The sequence below is a fragment of the Enterovibrio calviensis DSM 14347 genome (assembly GCF_000621165.1).
Lineage (GTDB): Bacteria > Pseudomonadota > Gammaproteobacteria > Enterobacterales > Vibrionaceae > Enterovibrio > Enterovibrio calviensis.
In genome coordinates this window covers 23,344-44,995 of sequence record NZ_JHZA01000024.1, presented here as the reverse complement: position 1 = coordinate 44,995, position 21,652 = coordinate 23,344, and the positions used below count along the sequence as shown (strand labels likewise).

Here is a 21,652-nt window from a genome sequence, read left to right as displayed (position 1 = left end):
TTCCATTATTTTTTTGATTTTCTATGTTTATCTGTGATCGACACGTTTGACGAAGTAGTCACCTGCCGATTGGATCAGTTGAACCAGTATGACGAGCATGACAATGGTGATCATCATGACAGTGCCGTCAAAACGCTGGTATCCGTAACGAATGCCGACATCGCCCAAACCACCGCCACCAACAGCCCCCGCCATGGCGGAATAGCTCACCAGCGTCACCAAGGTGATTGTCGCGCCGTTCACAATGCCCGGCAGGGCTTCTGGTAGCAGAACCTTACGAATGATTTGCAGCGGGGTGGCACCCATGGCTTGTGCGGCTTCCACAAGGCCTGATGGCACTTCAATCAGTGCACCTTCGACAAGGCGAGCAATGAAAGGAATAGCACCGACAATCAAAGGCACAATCGCCGCGGCCGTGCCGATCGAGCTCCCCACCACAAGGCGAGTAAACGGAATGATGGCGACCAGCAAAATGATGAAGGGGATAGAGCGACCAATGTTCACCACGGCCCCTAGGACGCGATTAAGTAGCTTGTTTTCCAACAAACCTCTTGGCTTTGAAAGGTGAAGCAATACGCCCAATGGAATACCAAATACAAAGCCGATAAAACCAGAGACAAACACCATGGTGAGGGTTTGCCCGAGGGCATCAATCAACAAGCTGACGAGGCGTTCGTTTTCGGCAAACCAGCCAGAAACAGCAGCAATACTAAGCGACATAACCAAGCACCTCGATGTTGACGTTGTGTTCTTTCAAATAATTCAATGCACGAGTCACGTCGGATGCATCGCCGAAAAACTCTGCCAGCATCAGGCCGAATTTCACTCCGCCAGCGTAATCCATGTCGGCGCTTAGAATGCTCACATCGATATTGAACATGCGCGAAACTTGGCTCACGAGCGGAGCATCCACACTGGTGCCAGTGAATTCGAGGCGAACTAATGGCGGCAGATCCCCTGTGTTTTCTGCTTGAAGACGCTCGGCGTAATCTTGTGGAATCGACAGGTTCAACGTAGCGCGAATGAAATCGCGGGCAAGTTCGGTTTTTGGATGAGCGAAAATATCGCCGACTGTGCCTTTCTCCACCAATTTACCGTCGCCAATAATTGCCACTTCATGACAGATGCGTTTCACCACATCCATTTCATGGGTGATCAGCAAAATGGTTAAACCCAACTTCTGATTAATGGTTTGCAGCAGATTCAAAATCGAATGGGTGGTGGCTGGGTCTAACGCGCTGGTGGCTTCGTCACAAAGCAGAACCTTGGGTTCGCTAGCGAGTGCGCGTGCAATGGCCACGCGTTGCTTTTGTCCGCCACTTAGATTGGCAGGGTAGGTGCTATGTTTGTCTTCTAGCCCAACCAGCTCAAGTAGCTCAGCGACTCTTTGTTGGATGTGTGCGCTTTCTTTTCCTGCCAGTTCTAGCGGCAAAGCCACGTTATCAAACACGGTGCGAGAAGAGAGAAGATTAAAGTGCTGGAAGATCATGCCGATCTTCTGACGTTCACGTGTCAGCTCAGACGCTGAAAGGGTGGTGAGTTCTACGCCATCGACGTTCACATTTCCACTTGTTGGGCGTTCCAACAGGTTAACAATCCGAATCAGGGTACTTTTACCTGCGCCAGACGCACCGATAACCCCAAAAATTCTGCCCCTTGGAATGTGAAGGTCAATATCACGCAAAGCATGAATCGTTTTCACGCCCTGTTTGAATTCTTTATTAACCTGACTAATTTCGATCATAAGCCATCCTGGACAAAATCGTGTTAAATAATCGTTAAAAGCTAGTGATAGTTGTTGCTTTTGTTCTTGGTTGTAGCATTTGATGCTATTTATAGTCGTGCGACAAGTCAATAGATATTTTTACGGCTAGACGTCTATACGGTTGTTTGAGTGGTTTTTGGATGTTGATCGAGGGAGTCACAAAGGGTGTGTTGCGCTATAAGCCTTGGTTCGCAGGGCTACGAACCAAGGAGAGCCTATAGGAATACCTAAACCAGCGAGGTTTGTAATTAAATTTCTTGTGTTCGTGAACTGACTGCTTGGTTTTTGTACTGAGGCATGAGCAGCGTTCGATTCGCCCCACTTTTAATGTGTGCGGTCAGCTTGGCGTAGCACGCTATCAGTCGGTCACAGAGGGCGTTATCAATCAGATGTTTAGATTTCTGGTGATCATTGTTTGACCAACTTCAAACAACCTTGCCCTTTCACTACTTGCTTGCGTCGATAATGGGTAAAGTTATTGCAACAAACCATTAACTCATCAGTGCGATTGATGAGTGTCGTGTTAGTAAGGCAGTACCTACTTTTAGATGTAAACCTTCGGTTCTGCTAAACCTTTCGCCTTTCCCAAGCAAGGAGATCACTCTCATGTACAAACGTCGTTCGTTTCTTGCCGCAACAGCAGTGGCACTCAGTGTGTTGCTATCTGGTTGTGGTGAAGAAAAGCAGGAAGCGAGTGCGCAGGCGCAGCCAGCAGCACAAGAAAAAATCAGTTGGAAAATGGTAACGACTTGGCCGAAAAACTTCCCAGGGCTGGGCACAGGGGCAAACAACCTTGCTGAGCTAATCACTGAAATGAGTGATGGGCGTTTGGACGTGAAAGTATACGGTGCGGGTGAGCTTGTTGGCGCACTGGATGTGTTTGATGCCGTGTCTCGCGGTACAGCAGAACTGGGTCACGGTGCAGGTTACTACTGGAAAGGTAAAGCGCCAGCAGGTCAGTTCTTTGCGGCGGTACCGTTTGGTCTAACTGCACAAGAAATGAACGGCTGGATCTACAGCGGTGGCGGTCTTGAGCTTTGGGCTGAAGCCTACGAACCGTTTGGTATTATCCCAATGCCTGCTGGTAACACTGGCGTGCAAATGGGCGGTTGGTTTAATAAAGAAATCAACACCATCAGTGACCTTGAAGGTCTGAAAATGCGTATCCCAGGTTTGGGTGGCGAAGTGCTGAAACGCGCAGGCGGTACACCTGTTCTGTTACCGGGTGGCGAAATTTTCCCATCACTGCAATCCGGTGCGATTGACGCGACAGAGTGGGTAGGTCCATACAACGACCTTGCATTCGGTCTGCATAAAGCATCGAAATACTACTACTACCCAGGTTGGCACGAGCCAGGTACAACGCTTGAAGCGCTGATCAACAAAAAAGCCTTCGATGCGTTGCCAAAAGATCTGCAATCTATTGTTCTGGCGGCAACGCGTGTTGCGAATGCTGACATGATTGCTGAGTTTACGGCGCGTAATAATGCAGCGCTGGAAAGCTTGGTGAACGAGCACAAGGTGGATTTACGTCCATACCCGCAAGAAGTGCTTTCACAGCTTCAAATACTGTCTGATGAAGTGGTTGCAGAGCAAGCGCAAGTCGATGAAATAAGTAAGAAAGTTTACGAGTCTTACAAAGGCTTCCGTGATCAAGCGATCGATTGGCATGCCATTTCTGAGCAAGCGATGTTGAACGCACGTAACCCGCAATAACCTTTAAGAGGCGATCTTAGATCGCCTCTTTTTCTTTCCAAATTTAGCCAACAGGCTGTTGTTAGAGTAGCTCTATGAATACCGCCTCTCCCCAATTGATTGCTCTGATTAAGGGCATCAACCGTTTTAGTGATTGGACGGGACGCATTGTTTCCTGGTTCGTCTTAGCCATCGTGCTTATTACCTTTGTGGTGGTAGTCATGCGCTATGTGCTCAATTCCGGATCGGTGTTTTTGCAAGAATCTGTCCTTTATTTCCATAACTACGTCATCATGCTCGGCGCGGCTTATGCCCTATTGAAAGGCGCTCATGTTCGCGTTGATATTTTTTACCGCCCTATGTCTGATAAGAAAAAGGCATGGGTCGATTTGCTCGGCTTTCTCTTTTTGCTGCTTCCAACATGCAGCTTCATTTTTTACATCGCATGGGACTACGTCTCCGTGTCTTGGCAGATCATGGAAGGCTCGCAAGAAGCGGGTGGCGTTGATGCCAAATACCTTTTCAAAACCAGCATCTTACTGATGCCAGCACTTGTGATTATTCAAGGCTTTGCCGAAGCATTGAAATCGTTGCTGACCATTACAGGTCATCAAGATATAGCCAAACAACTTGAAGAACATGATGAGGAGCACGCACTATGAGTGAATTCCTCGCCCTGTTCCTTTTCCTGTTTACCTTTGGTGTGTTGCTCGTTGGCTATCCAGTGGCCTTTACGCTAGGCGGTTCAGCCCTTTTGTTCGCCTTTATTGGCGGCGTGACAGGCACGTTTGATCCGGCTTTTCTAGAAGCCATTCCAAACCGTATTCAAGGCACGTTATCGAACGAACTATTGGTGGCAATCCCTCTGTTTATCTTCATGGGGGTCATGCTTGAAAAATCTCGTATAGCAGAAGACTTGCTCGATACCATGGGGCAAGTGTTTGGCGGGCTTGCCGGCGGCCTAGGTATTTCCGTGACCATTGTTGGCATGTTGCTGGCGGCAAGTACCGGTATTGTCGGCGCTACGGTGGTGACCATGGGCTTGCTGTCGCTGCCATCAATGATGAAACGAGGATACTGCCCACAGCTATCTACCGGCATCATTTGTGCGTCGGGTACGCTCGGCCAAATCATCCCGCCGTCTATTGTGCTGGTATTGCTCGGAGATGTAATTTCTTCGGCGTATCAACAAGCGCAGCTGGACCAAGGTATCTACTCACCAGAAAGTGTCACTGTGGGTGATCTCTTTCTCGGAGCGTTGATCCCGGGCTTTATGCTGGTGGGCATGTACATCGTTTATTTGATTGTGATTGCGATTACCCAGCCGCACCGCGTCCCGCCTATTCCTGCTGAAGAACGAAAAGTCAGCAAAGAATTGTGGATGCAGGTACTCACCGTCTTGTTCCCGCCAGTGCTGTTGATCGTGTTGGTATTGGGCTCGATTCTTGGTGGCATCGCAACGCCGACGGAAGCTGCATCTGTCGGCTCGGTAGGTGCAATTATTCTGGCTGTCAGCAAGCGCATGTTTAGCCTGTCGATATTGCGCGACGTGCTCAGAAGCACCACCGAAGTCACTGCCATGGTCTTTTTGATCTTGATTGGCGCATCGTTGTTTGCGTTAGTGTTCCGTGGGTTCGGCGGTGATGACATCGTTCGCGATTTCTTGATGAGCCTGCCGGGCGGTGTATTCGGTGCCATGTTGCTCGTGATGCTGGTGCTGTTCCTATTGGGCTTCTTCCTCGACTTCATTGAGATCACCTTCGTCGTTATCCCGATTGTCGCGCCAATACTGCTGACAATGGGCGTTGACCCAGTATGGCTTGGGATCATGATTGCGCTGAACTTGCAGACATCATTCCTGACACCGCCATTTGGCTTCTCGCTGTTCTACTTGCGAGGTGTTGCTCCAGATTCCATATCGACCATGGACATCTATCGCGGGGTGCTCCCTTTTATATTGATTCAGTTAGTGATGCTGGCATTACTCGCGTATTGGCCAACATTGGCGACATGGTTGCCTGATGTTGTCTACGGTTAATTAGACGTAAAGAGGGCCTCCAAATTCTGGAGGCTCTGTTGTCTCAACAATTACGCTTGACGCCTGTGCGCTCTCAGTTTCTACTACGCTCCTTTTGAGTCACTTTTTGTCTGGAGATGACGTGACATCTGCTGTTGATTTCGCCATGTTAGCGGTCTTTATTCCCACCTTTTTCTTTGTCTCGGTCACGCCGGGAATGTGCATGACGTTTGCCATGACGCTCGGAATGAGCATCGGCGTTCGTAAGAGTCTGCATATGATGTGGGGTGAATTGATTGGTGTCGGTTTGGTGTCGCTAGCCTCGGTAGTCGGCGTGGCTGCCATCATGCTGAATTACCCAAGCCTGTTTTCGGTACTTAAGTATTTGGGTGGCGCATACCTGTTCTACTTGGGTGTGCAAATGTGGCTGTCTAAAGGGAAGATGGCCATCCCTGATGATTTGTCCGTTAGCACCAACACTTCTCCTTTGTCATTGGCGATGCAAGGCTTTGTGACCGCGATAGCTAACCCGAAAGGTTGGGCGTTCATGGTGTCACTATTGCCGCCGTTTATTAATCCTCAGTTAGCAATGCCACCACAGTTGGCTGTGCTGATCGGGATTATTTTGATGACGGAATTTGGTTGTTTGCTGCTTTACGCGAGCGGCGGTCGCACGCTGCGCCACTTTCTACAGAAAAGCGGCAATGTGCGTTTGATGAACCGTATTGCAGGAACGCTAATGATGGGCGTTGGGGTTTGGTTAGCCATAGGCTAAATGGTCTCGATTACCGCACTTTTTAATCTATATGGTGAATGAAAAAGGTGCGGTAATGCTTTGACAGAATAAGAATAAATGGCGAGATGAGCCGCTGATTAGTCTTTGTAGGTTTCAGCGATTTTAATAAATTCGTTTTTCATATCAAACATCAAGTCGACCAGCATTGGGTCAAAATGCGTTCCTTTACCTTCTCTGATGATCCCAAACGCCTCATCGTGGGTCATCGCCGATTTGTACACCCGCTTACTCACCAACGCGTCGAAAACATCTGCCACAGCCATAAGGCGTGCGCTGAGCGGAATGTCTTCGCCAACCAAGCCCTGCGGATACCCTGAACCATCCCACTTCTCGTGGTGGCCATAAGAAATCTCTTTCGCCGCGCTCAAGAACGGATAGTGCGCATCGACTTCTTTTTCCGCTTTTACGATGGCGTCGTAACCCAATTTCGCGTGGGTTTTCATGATCTCAAATTCATCAGCCGTCAGCTTGCCGGGTTTGAGCAAAATGGCATCAGGAATACCGACTTTGCCAATGTCATGCAGCGGCGCTGTCTTGAATACCATGGTGATGTATTCGGGGGTGACAATGTCAGGGAATTTGCCACGAAGATAGAGTTGGTCAGCAAGAATTTTCACATAGTACTGCGTACGAAGAATGTGATTACCTGTTTCTTGATCTCGGGTTTCAGCGAGACTTGCTAGCGCATTGATCGTGACATCTTGAATGACGCTGAGCTCTTTCACTCGTCGCTGAACTTCATCTTCAAGATATTCATTTTGGTCGTGAAGAAAATCTTTGGACGCTTTGTTTTCCAGATGGATTTTGATACGCGCCATGGTGATCGGTGGGCTCAGCGGTTTATTGATGTAGTCTGCTGCGCCAACAGAGAAGCCGTATTCTTGGTCTTCGGATTTTGATTTCGAGGTCAAGAAGATAACCGGGATATCCCCCCCGTTTTTCTTACCTTTTATCTGGCGGCACACTTCATAGCCATCCATGCCGGGCATGACGACGTCCAATAAAATAAGATCGATGGAGAATTTCTCCACGATAGCGAGCGCAGTTTGACCATTCGTCGCTGCTTTTACTTCATAGCTGTCTTTCAGCATTTCGCTGACGAATACTAAATTTTCGGGAGTATCGTCAACGACCAGGACGGTTGCTCGCTTGTTCGGTTTATTTTCCGGTGACTCCATCAACGGGATCCTGATTCGCTTTTCACTAATTCAATCCTAGGTCTACTCTTAATATTGCTCCAATTCTGAAACGCATTAATTTAATTTGAGACATATATTTAGCCCAAAACGAAAGTCTCAACTGATTAGCGAAACCCTTGCTGGTATCCGGAAGCCTTGTCAGTGTTTTTGGAGTGAAGAAGGTATGAACTCGCTTCAGATAGTGAAGCGGGAAGGTTGCATGTTGAAATGAGGGAATGGTAGCGCCTGAAGAGCGTGCCTAATAATCGCCTTATGACCAAATTTTTTATTTTAGTTTGCGCTGTGATTGTTTCTGCCCCTCTCCTTGCCTCCGGCAAGGACGATCATGGTTATCTTTCTGGTGTTAATTTACCAGAGGTGAACCATACGCTTGCTGATGGCGTGACAAACATCACTACATTGCTTGTCATCTTGGTGATAGCTCTCGCGGGAGCCTTGGTCGTCAATAGCATGATGAGTAAGCGCACCCAAGAAGAGATGCGAGAGCAGAGACAGCTGCTTAAACAAGCTGAAAAACAATTGCAAATAGCCAAAAAGGCGGCGCAATCGGCCCAAAAAGCCAAACGAGACTTCCTTTCAAATATGTCTCATGAGTTTAGGACGCCTTTAAACGCCATCATCGGCATGTCGCAGTTGGCATTGGATGCAGGGTTGGAAGGCAAACAACAGCAGTATATACGGCGAGTGGTCGTCTCAGGGCATGCTTTGTTGGATGCAGTAAACGCGACATTGGATTTTACCAATGTTAAAGCGGGAAATCTCGAAATTGAATGGGTTGAATGCAACGTTGAAACCATTCTTTCACCAGTGGCGAAAGCGCTGGGAGAGCGAGCGAGAGATAAGGGGCTGTTGCTCTGCGTCAATGTAGATATGTCGATTCCAAAAGTGATTGATGCCGACATCGTTCGAATGACTCAGGTGCTGATGGCGCTGGGTGACAATGCCATCAAATTTACCGACCACGGTGAGGTCATTATTTCTGTATCGCTGGAATCTCGGCGTGAAGATGATGTGAAAATCCGTTTTGCGGTTACAGATACAGGCATCGGGATTAAACGCAAAGAATTGGACATGTTGTTCCAGCCCTTTTCTCAAGCGGATACGTCAACATCACGTGCCAAGGGTGGTAAAGGACTCGGCTTGTCACTGGCGAAAGAGCTGGTGGCTCTAATGGGAGGAGATATTCACGTTGAAAGCCGCGTGGGTATTGGAACGACACTTTCGTTTACGCTTCCATGTCAGTCAGGGGTACGAGAAAACACGAGGCTTGGCGGCGCTTGGTCTCGCGCGTTGACAACCAAAAGTGTCTTGGTGATAGCGTCACACACCACGCTTCAATCCAATATCTGCGATCCATTGGTATTTGCTGGCGCGAATGTCAGCCAGTGTCGCAGTTTCTCCGAATTGGAAGAATGTCAGACCGGAATTGAACGCGGTATTTACGCGCATGTCGTGGTGGATTGGGAAGGTATTGATTCAGAAATGAAGTCACTACTGACCACCATCTTCAGCAAATTAGAGGTCACGCCTCAGGTGTTATTGCTCTGTGGCCCAGAAAACAGTTTTGATATAGCAGAAACGCGCCCTTCTTTTCCATTCAAATGGCTCGCTATGCCGACATTGCCTTCAGCCTTGATGCGCATGCTAACTGACGAAAATAATACGATCAGCCCCATTCGCTTAAATTCGGGAGAGTTGGGGCCTGAGCTCGAACTGGAAGATATTCCTGAGGAGGAATGGGCGTTACGTGACCGTGTCATCTTGTTGGTTGAAGATAACTTGATCAATCAAGAAGTGGCGATTGGCGCCATGGAAAGCTTGCCTGTGAGAGTGCTTGTTGCGAACAATGGTGACGAGGCAATTCAATTGCTGAAAGCACATGCCATTGATCTGGTACTCATGGATATGCAAATGCCAGTTGTTGACGGCGTAACGGCAACCAAAATTATTCGTCGAGAAATGGGCATCGCGACTCTGCCCATTTTAGCCATGACGGCCAATACGGATGCACACGACGTTGCCGCTTGTCGCGAGGCGGGAATGAACGAACATATTGCTAAACCCATCAATTTTGATCTATTGAAAGAGCGATTGATCTATTGGTTGGCTAACTCTGAGTACAACCCAGAAGATTCGCTGGTAGCGCGGTTGCCAGAAGATGTTTCTCCACCCCAAAGTGCTGTGCCTGAGTTGCTTCATATGCCTGACGAAGATGCTCAATCCAGTGATGATGTGTCAGGTGTCGTGGATGTTGATGACACGACCACCACGACGGCATCTTCAACGCCATCATCAAACGTGGCAGAACCAAGCCAAGCTGTACCTAACCAAGCAGCACCTCACAAAGCTACACCTAACCTAGCAGCATCGAACCAAGCATTGCCGGTTGAAGCGCCTATTAGTGAAGCTTCAGTAAATCAGGCGGACATAAAGTCAGATCCTCCCATAGGATCTGAACCTATTGAACCTATTGAACCTATTGAACCTCAGCAACCGCAACCCAAAGCAGCAGATCTTGAGGCGGACGAGACCCGAAGGAGAGCAACAATGGAATACAACGAAACCATGTTTGATCTGATGGTGGACAACGTCCCGGGTATCAACCTCGCCGACGGGGTTAAGCGTTTGGGGGGGAATAAAGCCAAGTACCTGAAAATTCTATCGCTGTTCCTTAACTCTCAAGTCAGTGCGATTGAACAGCTTCTTACATTAGATGACAACAGTGAGAAGGCTATCTTGGCACACTCGTGTAAAGGGGCGGGCAGCAACATTGGTGCGGACGAGATGGCCAATTTTGCCTCTGGATTGGAAGACAAATACAACGCGGGAGAGCCGGTAGCTGAAAGCGATGTGTTAGTGCTGAAAACGATGGTCACCAGTGCCTTGGAAAAGTTTGATGAAATCGCTGAAAGTGCCGTTGAAGCCCCTGCGCCAGAGCAGACTGAAGACATTAAGCCGCTTGATGCGTATTTGGTGGAACAACTCAATGCGCTGCAGGTGAGCCTTCAGGAGTTCGATATTGAAGTGCAAGACAAGGTGACCGTATTAGCCAAAGCCTTACCGCGCTGGTGCAATCAGCTTGAAGAATTCCAGCGTTTACAAGATGCTATCAATCAGTTTGATTTTTTGACCGCGGAAGATCATTTGAAAGAGCTCAAAAAGAAAACGGGCTGACGTACTTTTTTGCCAGAGCGGGTTAATTAGGAAGCGAGTTAGCTAGGTAGTGAGTTAGCTAGGTAGTGAGTTAAAGACGAAGTGAGTGATGAGCGACAAAGACAAAAAAGCCGATGCATAAGCATCGGCTTTTTTCATCAATAAGCGTGTGGCTTATTTAGCAGCTTCTGCATCATCAGCTTGTTTCGCTTGAATCGCAGTTAGAGCAACTGTGTAAACGATATCGTCTACCAGTGCGCCGCGAGACAGGTCGTTCACAGGCTTACGCATGCCTTGAAGCATTGGACCGATAGAGACCAAGTCAGCAGAACGTTGTACTGCTTTGTACGTGGTGTTACCGGTGTTCAGGTCAGGGAATACGAATACAGTCGCTTTACCCGCTACTGGCGAGTTTGGCGCTTTCGATGCTGCTACGTTTTCCATGATCGCTGCGTCGTACTGAAGCGGACCATCGATGATCAGATCAGGACGTTTCGCTTGAGCCAGTTGCGTTGCTTCACGTACTTTATCAACGTCTGCACCCTTACCAGATTCACCAGTAGAGTATGAGATCATTGCTACGCGCGGCTCGATACCGAATGCAGCCGCAGAATCTGCAGACTGGATAGCGATTTCAGCCAATTGCTCAGCGGTTGGATCAGGGTTGATCGCACAGTCACCGTATACCAATACTTGATCAGGCAGAAGCATGAAGAAGATTGACGATACGATAGATGCGTCAGGTGCTGTTTTGATGATTTGGAACGGAGGAACGATGGTGTTTGCTGTGGTATGAACCGCACCAGAAACCAGACCGTCAACTTCACCCGCTTCAAGCATCATGGTGCCAAGGAATACTGAATCTTGTAGCTTCTCACGAGCAACAACTTCAGTCATGCCTTTCGAACCACGTAGCTCAACCAAACGTGCTACGTAGTTTTCACGTACTTCGTCAGAGTTGATGATGGTTACGCCAGCGCCTAGCTCAACGCCTTGTTGCGCAGCAACACGACGAATCTCTTCTGGGTTACCCAAAAGCACACATTCAGCAATCTTACGCTCAGCACAGATAGCTGCCGCTTTCACTGTACGTGGTTCGTCGCCTTCAGGCAGAACGATACGCTTCGCTGCTTTACGCGCGAATTCAGTCAGCTGGTAGCGGAAAGCGGGTGGGCTTAGACGCAGTGCACGGTTAGAACCGACAGAGAGTGATTCAATCCAGTTACCGTCGATGTGGCTAGCCACATGTTCGTTAACGAACTCAACACGTTCTTTATCGTCAGCAGGAACTTCAAGGCTGAAGCTTTGAAGGTTCAAAGACGTCTGCCAAGTGTTACCTTGGGTGGTGAATACTGGCAGGCCAGATTCAAACGCACGCTGGCACAGGCCACGCAGTTGTTCTGGGATGTTGTAACCGCCAGTCAGAAGCAGGGCACCGATTTCCAAGCCGTTCATTGCAGCAAGACATGCAGCAACGATAACGTCAGGACGGTCAGCAGAAGTTACCAGCAGTGAACCTGCACGGAAGTGCTCAACCATGTTCGGGATAGAACGCGCACAGAACGTGATGCTCTTAATACGACGAGTGTTGATTTCACCTTCGTTCACGATTTCAGCATTCAAGTGCTTAGCCAAATCGCTAGCACGAGTTGCAATCAAATCGATGCTCCAAGGCACACAACCCAGAACGCGGATTGGGCTTGAATTGAAGATTTCCATCACTTCTACGTTGCCTGATTTCGCTGCATTTGCATCATCAAAGACGTCAGACAGGTCAGGACGCGTGCGGCCTTCTTCATCAACAGGTGCATTGTGCTTGTTGATGATAACGCCAGAAATGTTTTCGTTCTTCGAACCACCGAAGTTAGAGACAGCAACTTCAATGCGCTCTTTCAGCTGTGCAGGGTTGTCAGTGCCTGGAGTGGCAACGAATACAATTTCTGCACCTAGCGTCTTCGCGATTTCGTAGTTTACTTGGTTCGCGAAAGGGTGGTTACGAGTCGGTACAAGACCTTCAATCAGTGCAACTTCAGTACCTGCAGTTGCGCCTTTGAAGCGTGCGATGATTTCTTCCATCAACACGTCATTTTGGTCAGTACGGATCAGCGCTTCAGCGTTAGCCATGGTCAGTGGCTCGGCCACTTTCATGTCGCTGTTCGCTTCGATAATGGTCGTCGTTAGATCTGGCTGGTTGTCGCCATGACGTGGTTGCGCGATTGGTTTGAAAAACGAAACGCGAACGCCCTTATGTTCCATCGCACGCAATACGCCAAGACTGACACTTGTCAGGCCTACGCCAGCACCGATAGGAATGAGCATAATAGTACGGGACACGGATAATTCCTCTTTACTATGTTAAAACCAAAGCCCGCATAGATGCAGGCTTTGTTGAGGTGTTCAATTTGGACATATCACTATGCCAAATTGAAACGACTGATCGCATTGATCAGCCGCAAGTTCACGTCAGTCGCTAATTAAATAGCAGCTAGACGTGCAGTATCTTGAGCGATAACCAGTTCTTCGTTGGTAGAGATAACCATCGCAGGAACACGGCTGTTATCAGAAGTGATAACGCCTTCGCCGCCGAAGCGAGCTTTCAGGTTACGCTCTTGGTCAACTTCAACACCTAGAAGGCCAAGACGGTTCAGAACTAGCTCACGGATTGGGCCAGAGTTCTCACCGATACCACCAGTGAACACGATCGCGTCCAGACGGCCGTCAAGACATGCAGTGTAACCTGCAACGTACTTAGCAAGACGGTGACAGAATACGTCCATCGCGCGAGTCGCTTCTTCTTTAGTGCCGTAGTTGTCTTCAACGAAACGACAGTCAGAAGTCACTTCAGTCAGACCAGCAAGGCCAGACTCTTTGGTCAGCATGTTGTTGATTTGCTCAACGCTGTAACCCAGTGCATCGTGCAGGTGGAAAATGATAGCTGGGTCTAGGTCACCAGAACGGGTACCCATTACCAGACCTTCAAGAGGAGTCATACCCATTGAAGTGTCAACAGACTTACCATTTTTGATAGCACATACAGATGCGCCGTTACCTAGGTGACAGTTGATGATGTTTAGTTCTTCAACTGGCTTGCCAAGTAGGTTTGCTGCTTCTTGCGCGATGAAGAAGTGAGAAGTACCGTGCATACCGTAACGACGGATACCGTTCTCTTTGTACAGCTTGTACGGAAGCGCGTATAGGAACGCTTCTTCAGGCATAGTTTGGTGGAACGCTGTGTCGAATACTGCAACGTTTTTCAGTTCTGGGAATGCAGCTTTAGCCGCTTCAATACCAACAAGGTGTGCTGGGTTGTGAAGAGGTGCGAAGCTAGAAGCATCTTGAATGCCTTTCAGAACGTTTTCACAGATCAGTGCAGACTGAGTGAATTGCTCGCCACCGTGAACAACACGGTGACCAATTGCGCCCAAGTTTTCAGCCAGTTCAGGCTTAGAAGCCAGAATGGTGTCAACGATGAAGCTCAGTGCTTCTTTGTGTGCAGCACCGTCGCCCAGTTGAGCTTCGTGTTTGCCGTCCAATTTCCACTTAATGCGAGCTTCTGGCAGGTGAAGACACTCAGCCAGACCAGACAGGTGCTCATCACCTGTTTGTGCGTCAATGATAGCGAATTTCAGCGATGAGCTGCCGCAGTTAAGAACAAGAACCAGCTTAGACATTTGAGACTACCTATTCGTGTAAAGTAGAGTGTGTTAACTATTCGAAGAAGGATAGTTGAAAAAAAATTCACCAACCTTCTCACAAAAGCAATAAGCAAAAAATTTGTCGCGGAATAGATGCATCGCCCATCGGTCCCTGATATGCAACGAAAAACGCCAGACAGACTCACCTACTGCGCTCACCTTTCTGGTGATTTGTTGCGCTGCCGGTTATCCATATGGCGTTTCTGTGGTTGCGAGATAATCAAATCCGAGCAACAATTGATTTAGGTCGGCTAAGAATAGCGATACTTGCGGCAGATAACAAAAACTTTTGAGTCATTATTGATTTGAATTAATGTTTTTAAACTTTATTTTAAAGGTTGCGGCAGGATTTTAGCTGACAATACAGAGACATCGCTGAGAGGTATGCGCCGTATGAGCAAAAAATCGATGTGGAACAGTTTTCGTGACGGTCAGAAATATATGACCGAATGGCCAATCCGAAAGGAGCTGGCTCCCATGTTCCCAGAAAACAGAGTGATTAGAGCAACACAGTTTGCGATAAAAGTGATGCCTGCTGTCGCGGTGATAAGCGTGCTGATACAAATGGCGTTCAATAACTATGCGGGATTACCTCAGGCAATGATCATGGCATTATTTGCATTGAGCATGCCGCTACAGGGGATGTGGTGGTTAGGAAGACGTCGCGATACACAACTCCCCCCTGCATTAGCAGGATGGTATCGTGAGCTTCATGAGAAAATTGTGAGTGAAGGTGGGGCAATGAAGCCAATCAAAAGCCAACCTCGTTACAAAGAACTCGCGCAAACCTTGAACCGTGCATTTAAGCAACTGGATAAATCGTCACTGGAGCGCTGGTTCTAGTACTCCGACGAAAACAAGTAAGAACGAAAAGCGCCTTGGGATCCACGAGGCGTTTTTGTTTGTCATTCCGCCTCACTTCCTTTTCGTTTTTCCACTTTCCTCTTTGTGATCCCTTCCTCAGGGTTAAACCAAACACGCTGCCGCCACGTAAGTCATTTATGTTGCGAATAAAATATCAATGACAGGCTGCGACTGAATCAACAAAGCCATTTACGGGTTTACTCACGATTTTCGATTGCAGGACAACGATCTGCGACTTAAAGAAGTGAAGATCAGCGAAGCTAAAAATCAACGGTTAGCGAGAACAGAATGACAATAAAAACCTCTCGATTACGTTTACTCCTCGGTGACCAACTCAACGCCAGCCACTCGTGGTTTCGTGAGCAAGATGACGACACCCTTTATGTCATCGCCGAGCTTCACCAAGAAGCCAGCTACGTGCCTCACCATGTACAAAAGGTGTGTGCCTTTTTCGCCGCCATGTCGGCATTAGCTCAGGCGCTGCAACACGCAGGGCACAGGGTGTTGCATTTAACTTTGGACGACACTGCGCAATTTCCAGATCTACCGGCCTTGCTGACGCACCTCATCGAGCAACATGGCGTAAGTGCATTCGAATACCAATTGCCCGATGAATACCGACTCAGAGAGCAGTTGTCGGTGTTTGCATCATCGCTACCTATTACGTCCACAGCAGTCGAATCTGAGCACTTCTATCTGTCAGACCAAGAACTTCCCCGCGACTTTAAGCAAGGCAAGCGACACCGCATGGAGGCTTTCTACCGCAAGATGCGCGTGCGGTTTAATGTGCTGATGGACGGTGAGAACCCAGAAGGGGGGCAATGGAATTTTGATGCCGACAACCGAAACAAACTCAAAGCGAAAGATATCGGTGAGGTGCCGCAACCGCTGCTGTTTGGTAATGATGTTTCAGACATTCTCACGCGTATTGAGCGCCATCAAGTCAAGGTGATTGGAAAGCCAGAGCCATCCCTGTTGTGGCCGGTCACGCGCACGCAAGCGAACGAGTTACTGGCTTTTTTCTGCCAACATTGCCTGCCAAACTTTGGGCGTTTCCAAGATGCCATGACAGGACAAAGTGACGACGAAGGTCAGCGTAAACAGTGGAGTCTGTATCACTCTAGGTTGTCATTCGCCCTCAACAGCAAAATTCTTAGCCCTCAGCATGTGGTCGATACCGTGATTTATCACTATCAAACTCGCCCCGAAGAGATCAGCTTGGCGCAAGTGGAAGGTTTTGTGCGCCAAGTGATTGGGTGGCGCGAGTTTATACGTGGTATCTACTGGGCAAACATGCCCGATTACGCCACCCTCAATAGCTTGTCTGCGACCCGCGATTTACCGGCATGGTTTTGGACTGGCGACACTAAAATGGCCTGCATGAAACACGCGATTGAGCAGTCACTCGATTATGCGTATGCCCATCATATTCAGCGCTTAATGATCACAGGTAACTTTTGCCTGATTTCAGGCATAGCCCCCGATCAAGTCGACGAGTGGTATCTCGGCATTTATATCGACGCCATTGAATGGGTAGAACTCCCCAATACACGAGGCATGAGCCAGTTCGCAGATGGCGGTATCGTTGGCTCAAAAGCCTATGCAGCGAGCGGTAACTATGTGAAGAAAATGAGCGATTATTGCGGTAGTTGCCACTATCAGGTATCGAAAACCACTGAAGATGATGCCTGCCCATTGAATGCGCTTTATTGGCATTTCATGGACAAACACCAAAACGATTTTGGTGGCAACCCGAGAACCAAGATGGTTTATGCAAATTGGAACAAGAAGACTGACGAGCAGCAAAAAGGGGTGTTAGAGCGGGCAGAAACGCTACTGACGGGCATTGATGAAATATAAAGAGAGGTTCGAGGAATAGCAGGTTCTAGGCACCAGAACATCCAAACGTGCCTGTGCGCCGAATGAGTAAATCGAACACGGAGGCTAACGATGAAACAGAGCTTTAATGACGAAGACACGTCACGCATCATTGAAATGGCATGGGAAGACAGAACGCCGTTTGAAGCCATTGCGACCCAATTTGGCATGATTGAAAGCGATGTTATCCGCTTTATGCGTTATCACCTGAAATCGGGCAGTTTCAAATTGTGGCGCAAGCGCGTGTCAGGCCGAGTCACCAAACACGCGATGCGACGCCCTGACGGCATTGATCGGGGCTACTGCTCGACACAGTACAAACATCGCGGCAAGTGAAGGTTTAACCACAATCTGGCTGACTTCTCGATGAATGGCGCATCTTGCCGATCGCCGCATTCATCTCTTCCTCTGAAAGCCATTGCTCTGGCAGTGGTTTGACAATCAAACGATAATCTTCAATGTCATTAGGAAGCGGATCATCGTCGGTTTGCGGCGAAATGATCGCGATCTTTAAATCAGGGTTTCGCTGGTGGATTCGACTGGCGATCCCCAATCCTTCTTCAACGTGAAATGCGCCAGCCACATGCATCACCGCGAAATCAGGATGGATGGCGAGAAAGTCAACGATGCTTTCCGCCATGGTGTCGTCCCAGGCGATTTGGGCGAAGTATTGGTTCTTGGTTTTCTCTTCATCGCCGTGAAACATCACGGAGAAAAACTTTTCTTTGTATGGCGATGCTTCTGACGACAATTGTTGGGCAACGTGCTGGCGCTTATCCGCTGGTAACGTATCGAGGTAGCTTTCTCCCTTGGATGACAGGCAGCGCACAATGTCCTGTGTAGTGTTCGAAGCAATCACAGGCAAAGCTTGTTGCTTGGCGATCTCCATGAGCGGTCGGTAATCACTGGCATAGTTCGGCCATTTCCCGGTGTAGCTCAATAGGGCTTGTTCACCTCTGTCGCCATTCAAATACGCATCTATCACAGGTTGGGCAGGGCGCGAGAATTGCTCCATTGAGAGGGCGGTGGCTGGGTAGCGGGCGGCAAGTGTGGCAAGCAATTGCGCCTGAAACAAATGAATGCCGGGATGGGTATGCCATTCCCCCACCAATATAACATCGGCGCTGTCGAGGGCGTTGGCTAGTTCATTGAGAGAATAGGGAACACCCGTGGCGGAGGTAATGTGATAGTCGTACAGAGTGTCGGTGGGCGGCGGTGTTTCTTTGGGCGTGAGCGGGTGGCTGCAGCCCAAAAGCGTCGCGAGGATGAAAGCGGAAGAGAATGCGCGTATCGACATGAATTCATGACCTTGAATGTCAGGAGATACGCACCAGTATGACGGAAAATGTGGTTGATTGCTTTGTTGCGTTTTTACCGCGCTTTTTCTGAGTTTTAGGCTTTCTTGCGATAAACACGCAGCGTGAAATCCGCTTCACAGTCAAACTGCGTCGTCTCTTTTAGCGTCTGCCACAACGCCTCAGGTGCTCGCCATGCAAAAGGCGTCATCTGAAGCAGCGTGGTTGCGTCTTCACTGTTCAGTGTCATGGGATAAGCGACACTGGTTTCCGTTTCCAATTCAAAGCCCGGTAGTGCTTCGACAGGCACGTCATGAAGTTTCACTTCGTCGTATATGCCCGCTTTCAATTGATACAAATGGCGAGGCCCTGGTGTAACGGTGACGACCACGCCGTTGTCTTTGACGGTGCGTTGCAGTTCTTCACCATTACACGGCGCATAGATGCGCACGACGGCGTTTAGCTGGGTATCGGAGAAGGGAAGGCGTTGGCTTGATGCCACGAGGAAATCACAATCTGTATAACGCTTGGCGGCATGGCGGATCATGACCTTGGAGATGTCGAGGCCAAGCACTTTGGTGTCTGGTAATGCCTGCGCAAAGTAACTGGTGTAATACCCTTCGCCGCAACCTATATCTAAAAGCTGGGTGTATGACTGATCGGCCAATAGGCCAGACAGCAACTCGCACACTGCATCGCGCATAGGCTGGTAGTGACCGCCGTTAAGAAACTGACGGCGAGCCAGCATCATTTCTTTGTTATCACCGGGATCTTTTGAACGCTTGTGCTGAACCGGAAGAAGGTTCACATACCCTTCTTTCGCCACATCAAACTGGTGGTTATTGGTGCATTTGTAAGTGCGTTCAATGCGCTTAAGCGGAAGCTGACACAGCGGGCAAAGGTATGACATAGCAATTTCGATATGGGTGAATGAGCGCAAAGGATACGGCGTAGAGGCTAGGGGTTCAAGCGGAGAATAAGTGATATGAATAGCGGAGATGACGCTATGGGGTGATTTGATAATCAAATCATTTTAAAAAAGTCTCTTCCTATTTTCTTCCAACTCTGAGCTTAAACACAAACATGCGACTTAATTTATTTAACTAGCCATTTAAGAGCAGTAAAGTAAGTGCACTATTGACTCTAAGAAAATCTATAACTTTTCTTTTTTTCTTTTTTTGTTTTTTTACTCCTCCATCTAATTGCAATAACACGATAATAAATTACGTCTGGTTCTTAATTACAAGGCAATAACCTGGTCCTATCTGGTTTATAAAAAGAAGCTAGGATAGATTGTCAGTGCTCCTCGGTGACATGGCAGCAGAAATAACAAGGAATGTTGAAATGTCAGCAGTTAAGGTTTGTAGTCCTCTAATTGTCTCCCTGTTACTCATTGCCTGTGGCGGTGGAGGTGGTGATACGCCCTCTTCAAGCTCTCCCAATGATATCGATTCAAACAGCGCTAGTATCTCCCCACAGCAAAATCAGTATGAGGTTTTACCCTTGTCAGACAGCGCGCCTGACCTTTTTATCCCTTTCAACTTTTCGTACGGGCAGAATGTTAACAGCTTGTACTATGATTCTTGGCGCGAAAGTACGGAACCTTTTGCCTATGATTACCAACTAAAACTGTTCAATGGCGCACCTGGCGTTACCATTTCTTCGCATGGGTTTCGAGAAAGAGAAGCGGGGGTTTATACTGATAAACTCTGGTTTAAAGTCTGCTATGACGAAGCGTGTACCCGCGAAATAATAGGTTCCCCTTTTGCCGTCGATATAAATTATAGAGTTGTAAAACAAACGCTTGAACACGATTATGCAACTAACCTCTCTGAGGAGCGCTTTAAAAACGATACAAGAGAAATTAGAAACACCTATACCTTTGGTATAGGTAATGCAAACTATCAAGAATCCTTTAAAGTTGTCTCTGAAACCAATGGTAGTGACTTCATTGTCAATTGCAACTTCAACCCTGAAAGAACTCAAGTTAGCTGCACCTATTATCGCGAGTCTTTCCACAACATGACTCAGGCTGAAATTAATGAAGGTGACACACTCACGGTGTCTCTGTGTTATCAGTTTGATACAGCCTGTGAAAGTCCGGCGGATCGTTTCGTCCAGGATATTGAATTTGCTGTGACTGAGCAGCCGATTGCGACTTTTACTGAAACACTTGATATGGACGCTATATACCAAAGTGGACGTTTCTACACAAATGGCGACATGATTGGAGGATATTCTTCGCTATCAAGTCCTCAGTTGCTTCTATATAGACGGGATGGTTCAGGAAGTATTGCTACACCAGTTCCTCAAGCATATCAAAGTGGTTTCTTCTCGAGTTACGGTATGTACGAAGACCCTACAACAGGTAAACCGATTGTCGTGCTGGGCGATTTTGGGGTGAAGAAGTTTGCCTTTTTGTTTGTCAGTCCAGATTTCAATAATGCGCAGGATACGCTTATCGACACGTTTGAGATAAATACTCCCGATTTCGACATTGAAGTAAAAAATATGATGAAAGTGGAAGACACTCTGTTTGTGGCGTTTACTAACTCAGTGTTAAATGTTTATGACCTTGTATCAGAGGAACTCCTTTTCTCCATTGATCAGTCGTTCGATAGCTTTTACGTTATTGATAATCGCATCTATCTTTTCAGAGGTGATGGTCAAAGGTTATTTATCACTCGCTTTGACTATGTGAATAACGAGAGCACTATGCGGTTTAACAAGGCTATATCACTCGTTTCCCACAGAGCAGAGTGCAATGAAATTTTGACCGTGATTGACAGCACCCTTTATACAAAATGTGGCCAGCGAATTTCCACCGATGAAGACACTCACCTTGATGGTCATCAGTTGAGTACTCTGCCTCGACGTCCTTGGTCTGAGGACTTCACAAACTCGCTTTCAGTGTCTGAGCTTATTAGCCTTTTACCATCGGCTGACAACACATTACTTGCGCTTGAAAAAGATTACACGAATAATGCCTATTATCTGACGAAAGTAGATGTAAATAACCAATTAATAAGCTCGCATCTGCTTTCATTGGGCGATGAGAATAATGTGAATGACTTTAATCCGCATGCATTTACTTATAACAATGTGATTTGGCTAATAGGTTCAGATTATGATTCCAACTTTCCCTCTGCAATCACTGGCTTCGTGACCTTAGAGTAACTCTATGCCCCACAGAGTAAGTGGGGCATAGATGTAATATATAATTTAACATGAAATAATCAAATTATATATTTGAGGCAGTGCATAAATCCATGTGGCTTATTAATTTACTGGATCG

General features: G+C 47.8%; 16 protein-coding genes. 9 read left to right on the top strand and 7 right to left on the bottom strand.

The window, feature by feature from the left end; genetic code table 11:
- Positions 1-27: 27 nt before the first annotated feature.
- Positions 28-720, bottom strand: coding sequence for a methionine ABC transporter permease (locus Q365_RS0117420; protein ID WP_028024550.1), 693 nt, complete (start codon positions 718-720; stop codon positions 28-30).
- Positions 710-1,744 carry a methionine ABC transporter ATP-binding protein MetN gene (gene metN / locus Q365_RS0117415; protein WP_028024549.1) on the bottom strand — a complete coding sequence of 345 codons (1,035 nt, stop codon included), beginning with the start codon at positions 1,742-1,744 and terminating at the stop codon, positions 710-712. Before metN ends, Q365_RS0117420 begins: the two co-directional genes overlap by 11 nt.
- A 627-nt stretch (positions 1,745-2,371) precedes the next feature.
- Between metN and Q365_RS0117410 the strand changes: the two genes are divergently transcribed.
- From Q365_RS0117410 to Q365_RS0117395, 4 genes are all read left to right on the top strand, one after another.
- Positions 2,372-3,481 carry a TRAP transporter substrate-binding protein gene (locus tag Q365_RS0117410; protein WP_028024548.1) on the top strand — a complete coding sequence of 370 codons (1,110 nt, stop codon included), beginning with the start codon at positions 2,372-2,374 and terminating at the stop codon, positions 3,479-3,481.
- Positions 3,482-3,555: 74 nt separating this feature from the next.
- Positions 3,556-4,122: a TRAP transporter small permease subunit gene (locus Q365_RS0117405; protein WP_028024547.1), complete on the top strand. Its 567-nt coding sequence runs from the start codon at positions 3,556-3,558 to the stop codon at positions 4,120-4,122.
- Positions 4,119-5,498 (top strand): TRAP transporter large permease, encoded by a 1,380-nt coding sequence (locus tag Q365_RS0117400; RefSeq protein ID WP_028024546.1) that lies wholly within the window; start codon positions 4,119-4,121, stop codon positions 5,496-5,498. Before Q365_RS0117405 ends, Q365_RS0117400 begins: the two co-directional genes overlap by 4 nt.
- 145 nt (positions 5,499-5,643) lie before the next feature.
- Positions 5,644-6,252 (top strand): LysE family translocator, encoded by a 609-nt coding sequence (locus Q365_RS0117395; RefSeq protein ID WP_211254266.1) that lies wholly within the window; start codon positions 5,644-5,646, stop codon positions 6,250-6,252.
- Positions 6,253-6,350: 98 nt separating this feature from the next.
- Here the strand turns inward: Q365_RS0117395 and Q365_RS0117390 are convergent, their stop codons facing one another.
- Entirely contained in the window at positions 6,351-7,451 is a 1,101-nt protein-coding gene (locus Q365_RS0117390; protein ID WP_028024544.1) for a response regulator, read from the bottom strand.
- Positions 7,452-7,724: 273 nt separating this feature from the next.
- Between Q365_RS0117390 and Q365_RS0117385 the strand changes: the two genes are divergently transcribed.
- A complete protein-coding gene (locus tag Q365_RS0117385; RefSeq protein ID WP_028024543.1) occupies positions 7,725-10,646 on the top strand; it encodes a hybrid sensor histidine kinase/response regulator in 2,922 nt (973 codons plus the stop codon).
- 153 nt (positions 10,647-10,799) lie between these two features.
- Here Q365_RS0117385 and pta read toward each other — a convergent pair whose 3' ends face one another.
- Both pta and Q365_RS0117375 read right to left on the bottom strand, forming a co-directional pair.
- Positions 10,800-12,944, bottom strand: a complete 2,145-nt coding sequence (gene pta / locus Q365_RS0117380) for a phosphate acetyltransferase (RefSeq protein WP_035025261.1) — start codon at positions 12,942-12,944, stop codon at positions 10,800-10,802.
- 155 nt (positions 12,945-13,099) lie between these two features.
- The gene (locus tag Q365_RS0117375) at positions 13,100-14,296 is read right to left on the bottom strand and encodes an acetate kinase (RefSeq protein ID WP_028024541.1); all 1,197 of its coding nucleotides are present in this window, start codon (positions 14,294-14,296) and stop codon (positions 13,100-13,102) included.
- Between the two features lie 417 nt (positions 14,297-14,713).
- Between Q365_RS0117375 and yfbV the strand changes: the two genes are divergently transcribed.
- From yfbV to Q365_RS0117360, 3 genes are all read left to right on the top strand, one after another.
- The gene (yfbV, locus tag Q365_RS0117370; protein ID WP_028024540.1) at positions 14,714-15,163 is read left to right on the top strand and encodes a terminus macrodomain insulation protein YfbV; all 450 of its coding nucleotides are present in this window, start codon (positions 14,714-14,716) and stop codon (positions 15,161-15,163) included.
- Between the two features lie 309 nt (positions 15,164-15,472).
- Positions 15,473-17,044 (top strand): cryptochrome/photolyase family protein, encoded by a 1,572-nt coding sequence (locus Q365_RS0117365; RefSeq protein WP_028024539.1) that lies wholly within the window; start codon positions 15,473-15,475, stop codon positions 17,042-17,044.
- Between the two features lie 90 nt (positions 17,045-17,134).
- Positions 17,135-17,398: a TIGR03643 family protein gene (locus Q365_RS0117360; RefSeq protein WP_028024538.1), complete on the top strand. Its 264-nt coding sequence runs from the start codon at positions 17,135-17,137 to the stop codon at positions 17,396-17,398.
- A 4-nt stretch (positions 17,399-17,402) separates the two neighbouring features.
- On the opposite strand, the gene Q365_RS0117355 is transcribed toward Q365_RS0117360, so the two are convergent.
- On the bottom strand, positions 17,403-18,359 hold the full coding sequence (locus tag Q365_RS0117355; protein WP_028024537.1) for a ChaN family lipoprotein: 957 nt from the start codon (positions 18,357-18,359) through the stop codon (positions 17,403-17,405).
- A 95-nt stretch (positions 18,360-18,454) separates the two neighbouring features.
- Complete coding sequence (gene rlmA, locus Q365_RS0117350) at positions 18,455-19,267, bottom strand: 23S rRNA (guanine(745)-N(1))-methyltransferase (RefSeq protein ID WP_028024536.1); 813 nt, start codon at positions 19,265-19,267, stop codon at positions 18,455-18,457.
- A 434-nt stretch (positions 19,268-19,701) separates the two neighbouring features.
- On the opposite strand from rlmA, the gene Q365_RS0117345 reads away from it, so the two are divergent.
- Positions 19,702-21,534: a hypothetical protein gene (locus tag Q365_RS0117345; RefSeq protein ID WP_028024535.1), complete on the top strand. Its 1,833-nt coding sequence runs from the start codon at positions 19,702-19,704 to the stop codon at positions 21,532-21,534.
- The last annotated feature ends 118 nt before the right edge of the window (positions 21,535-21,652 follow it).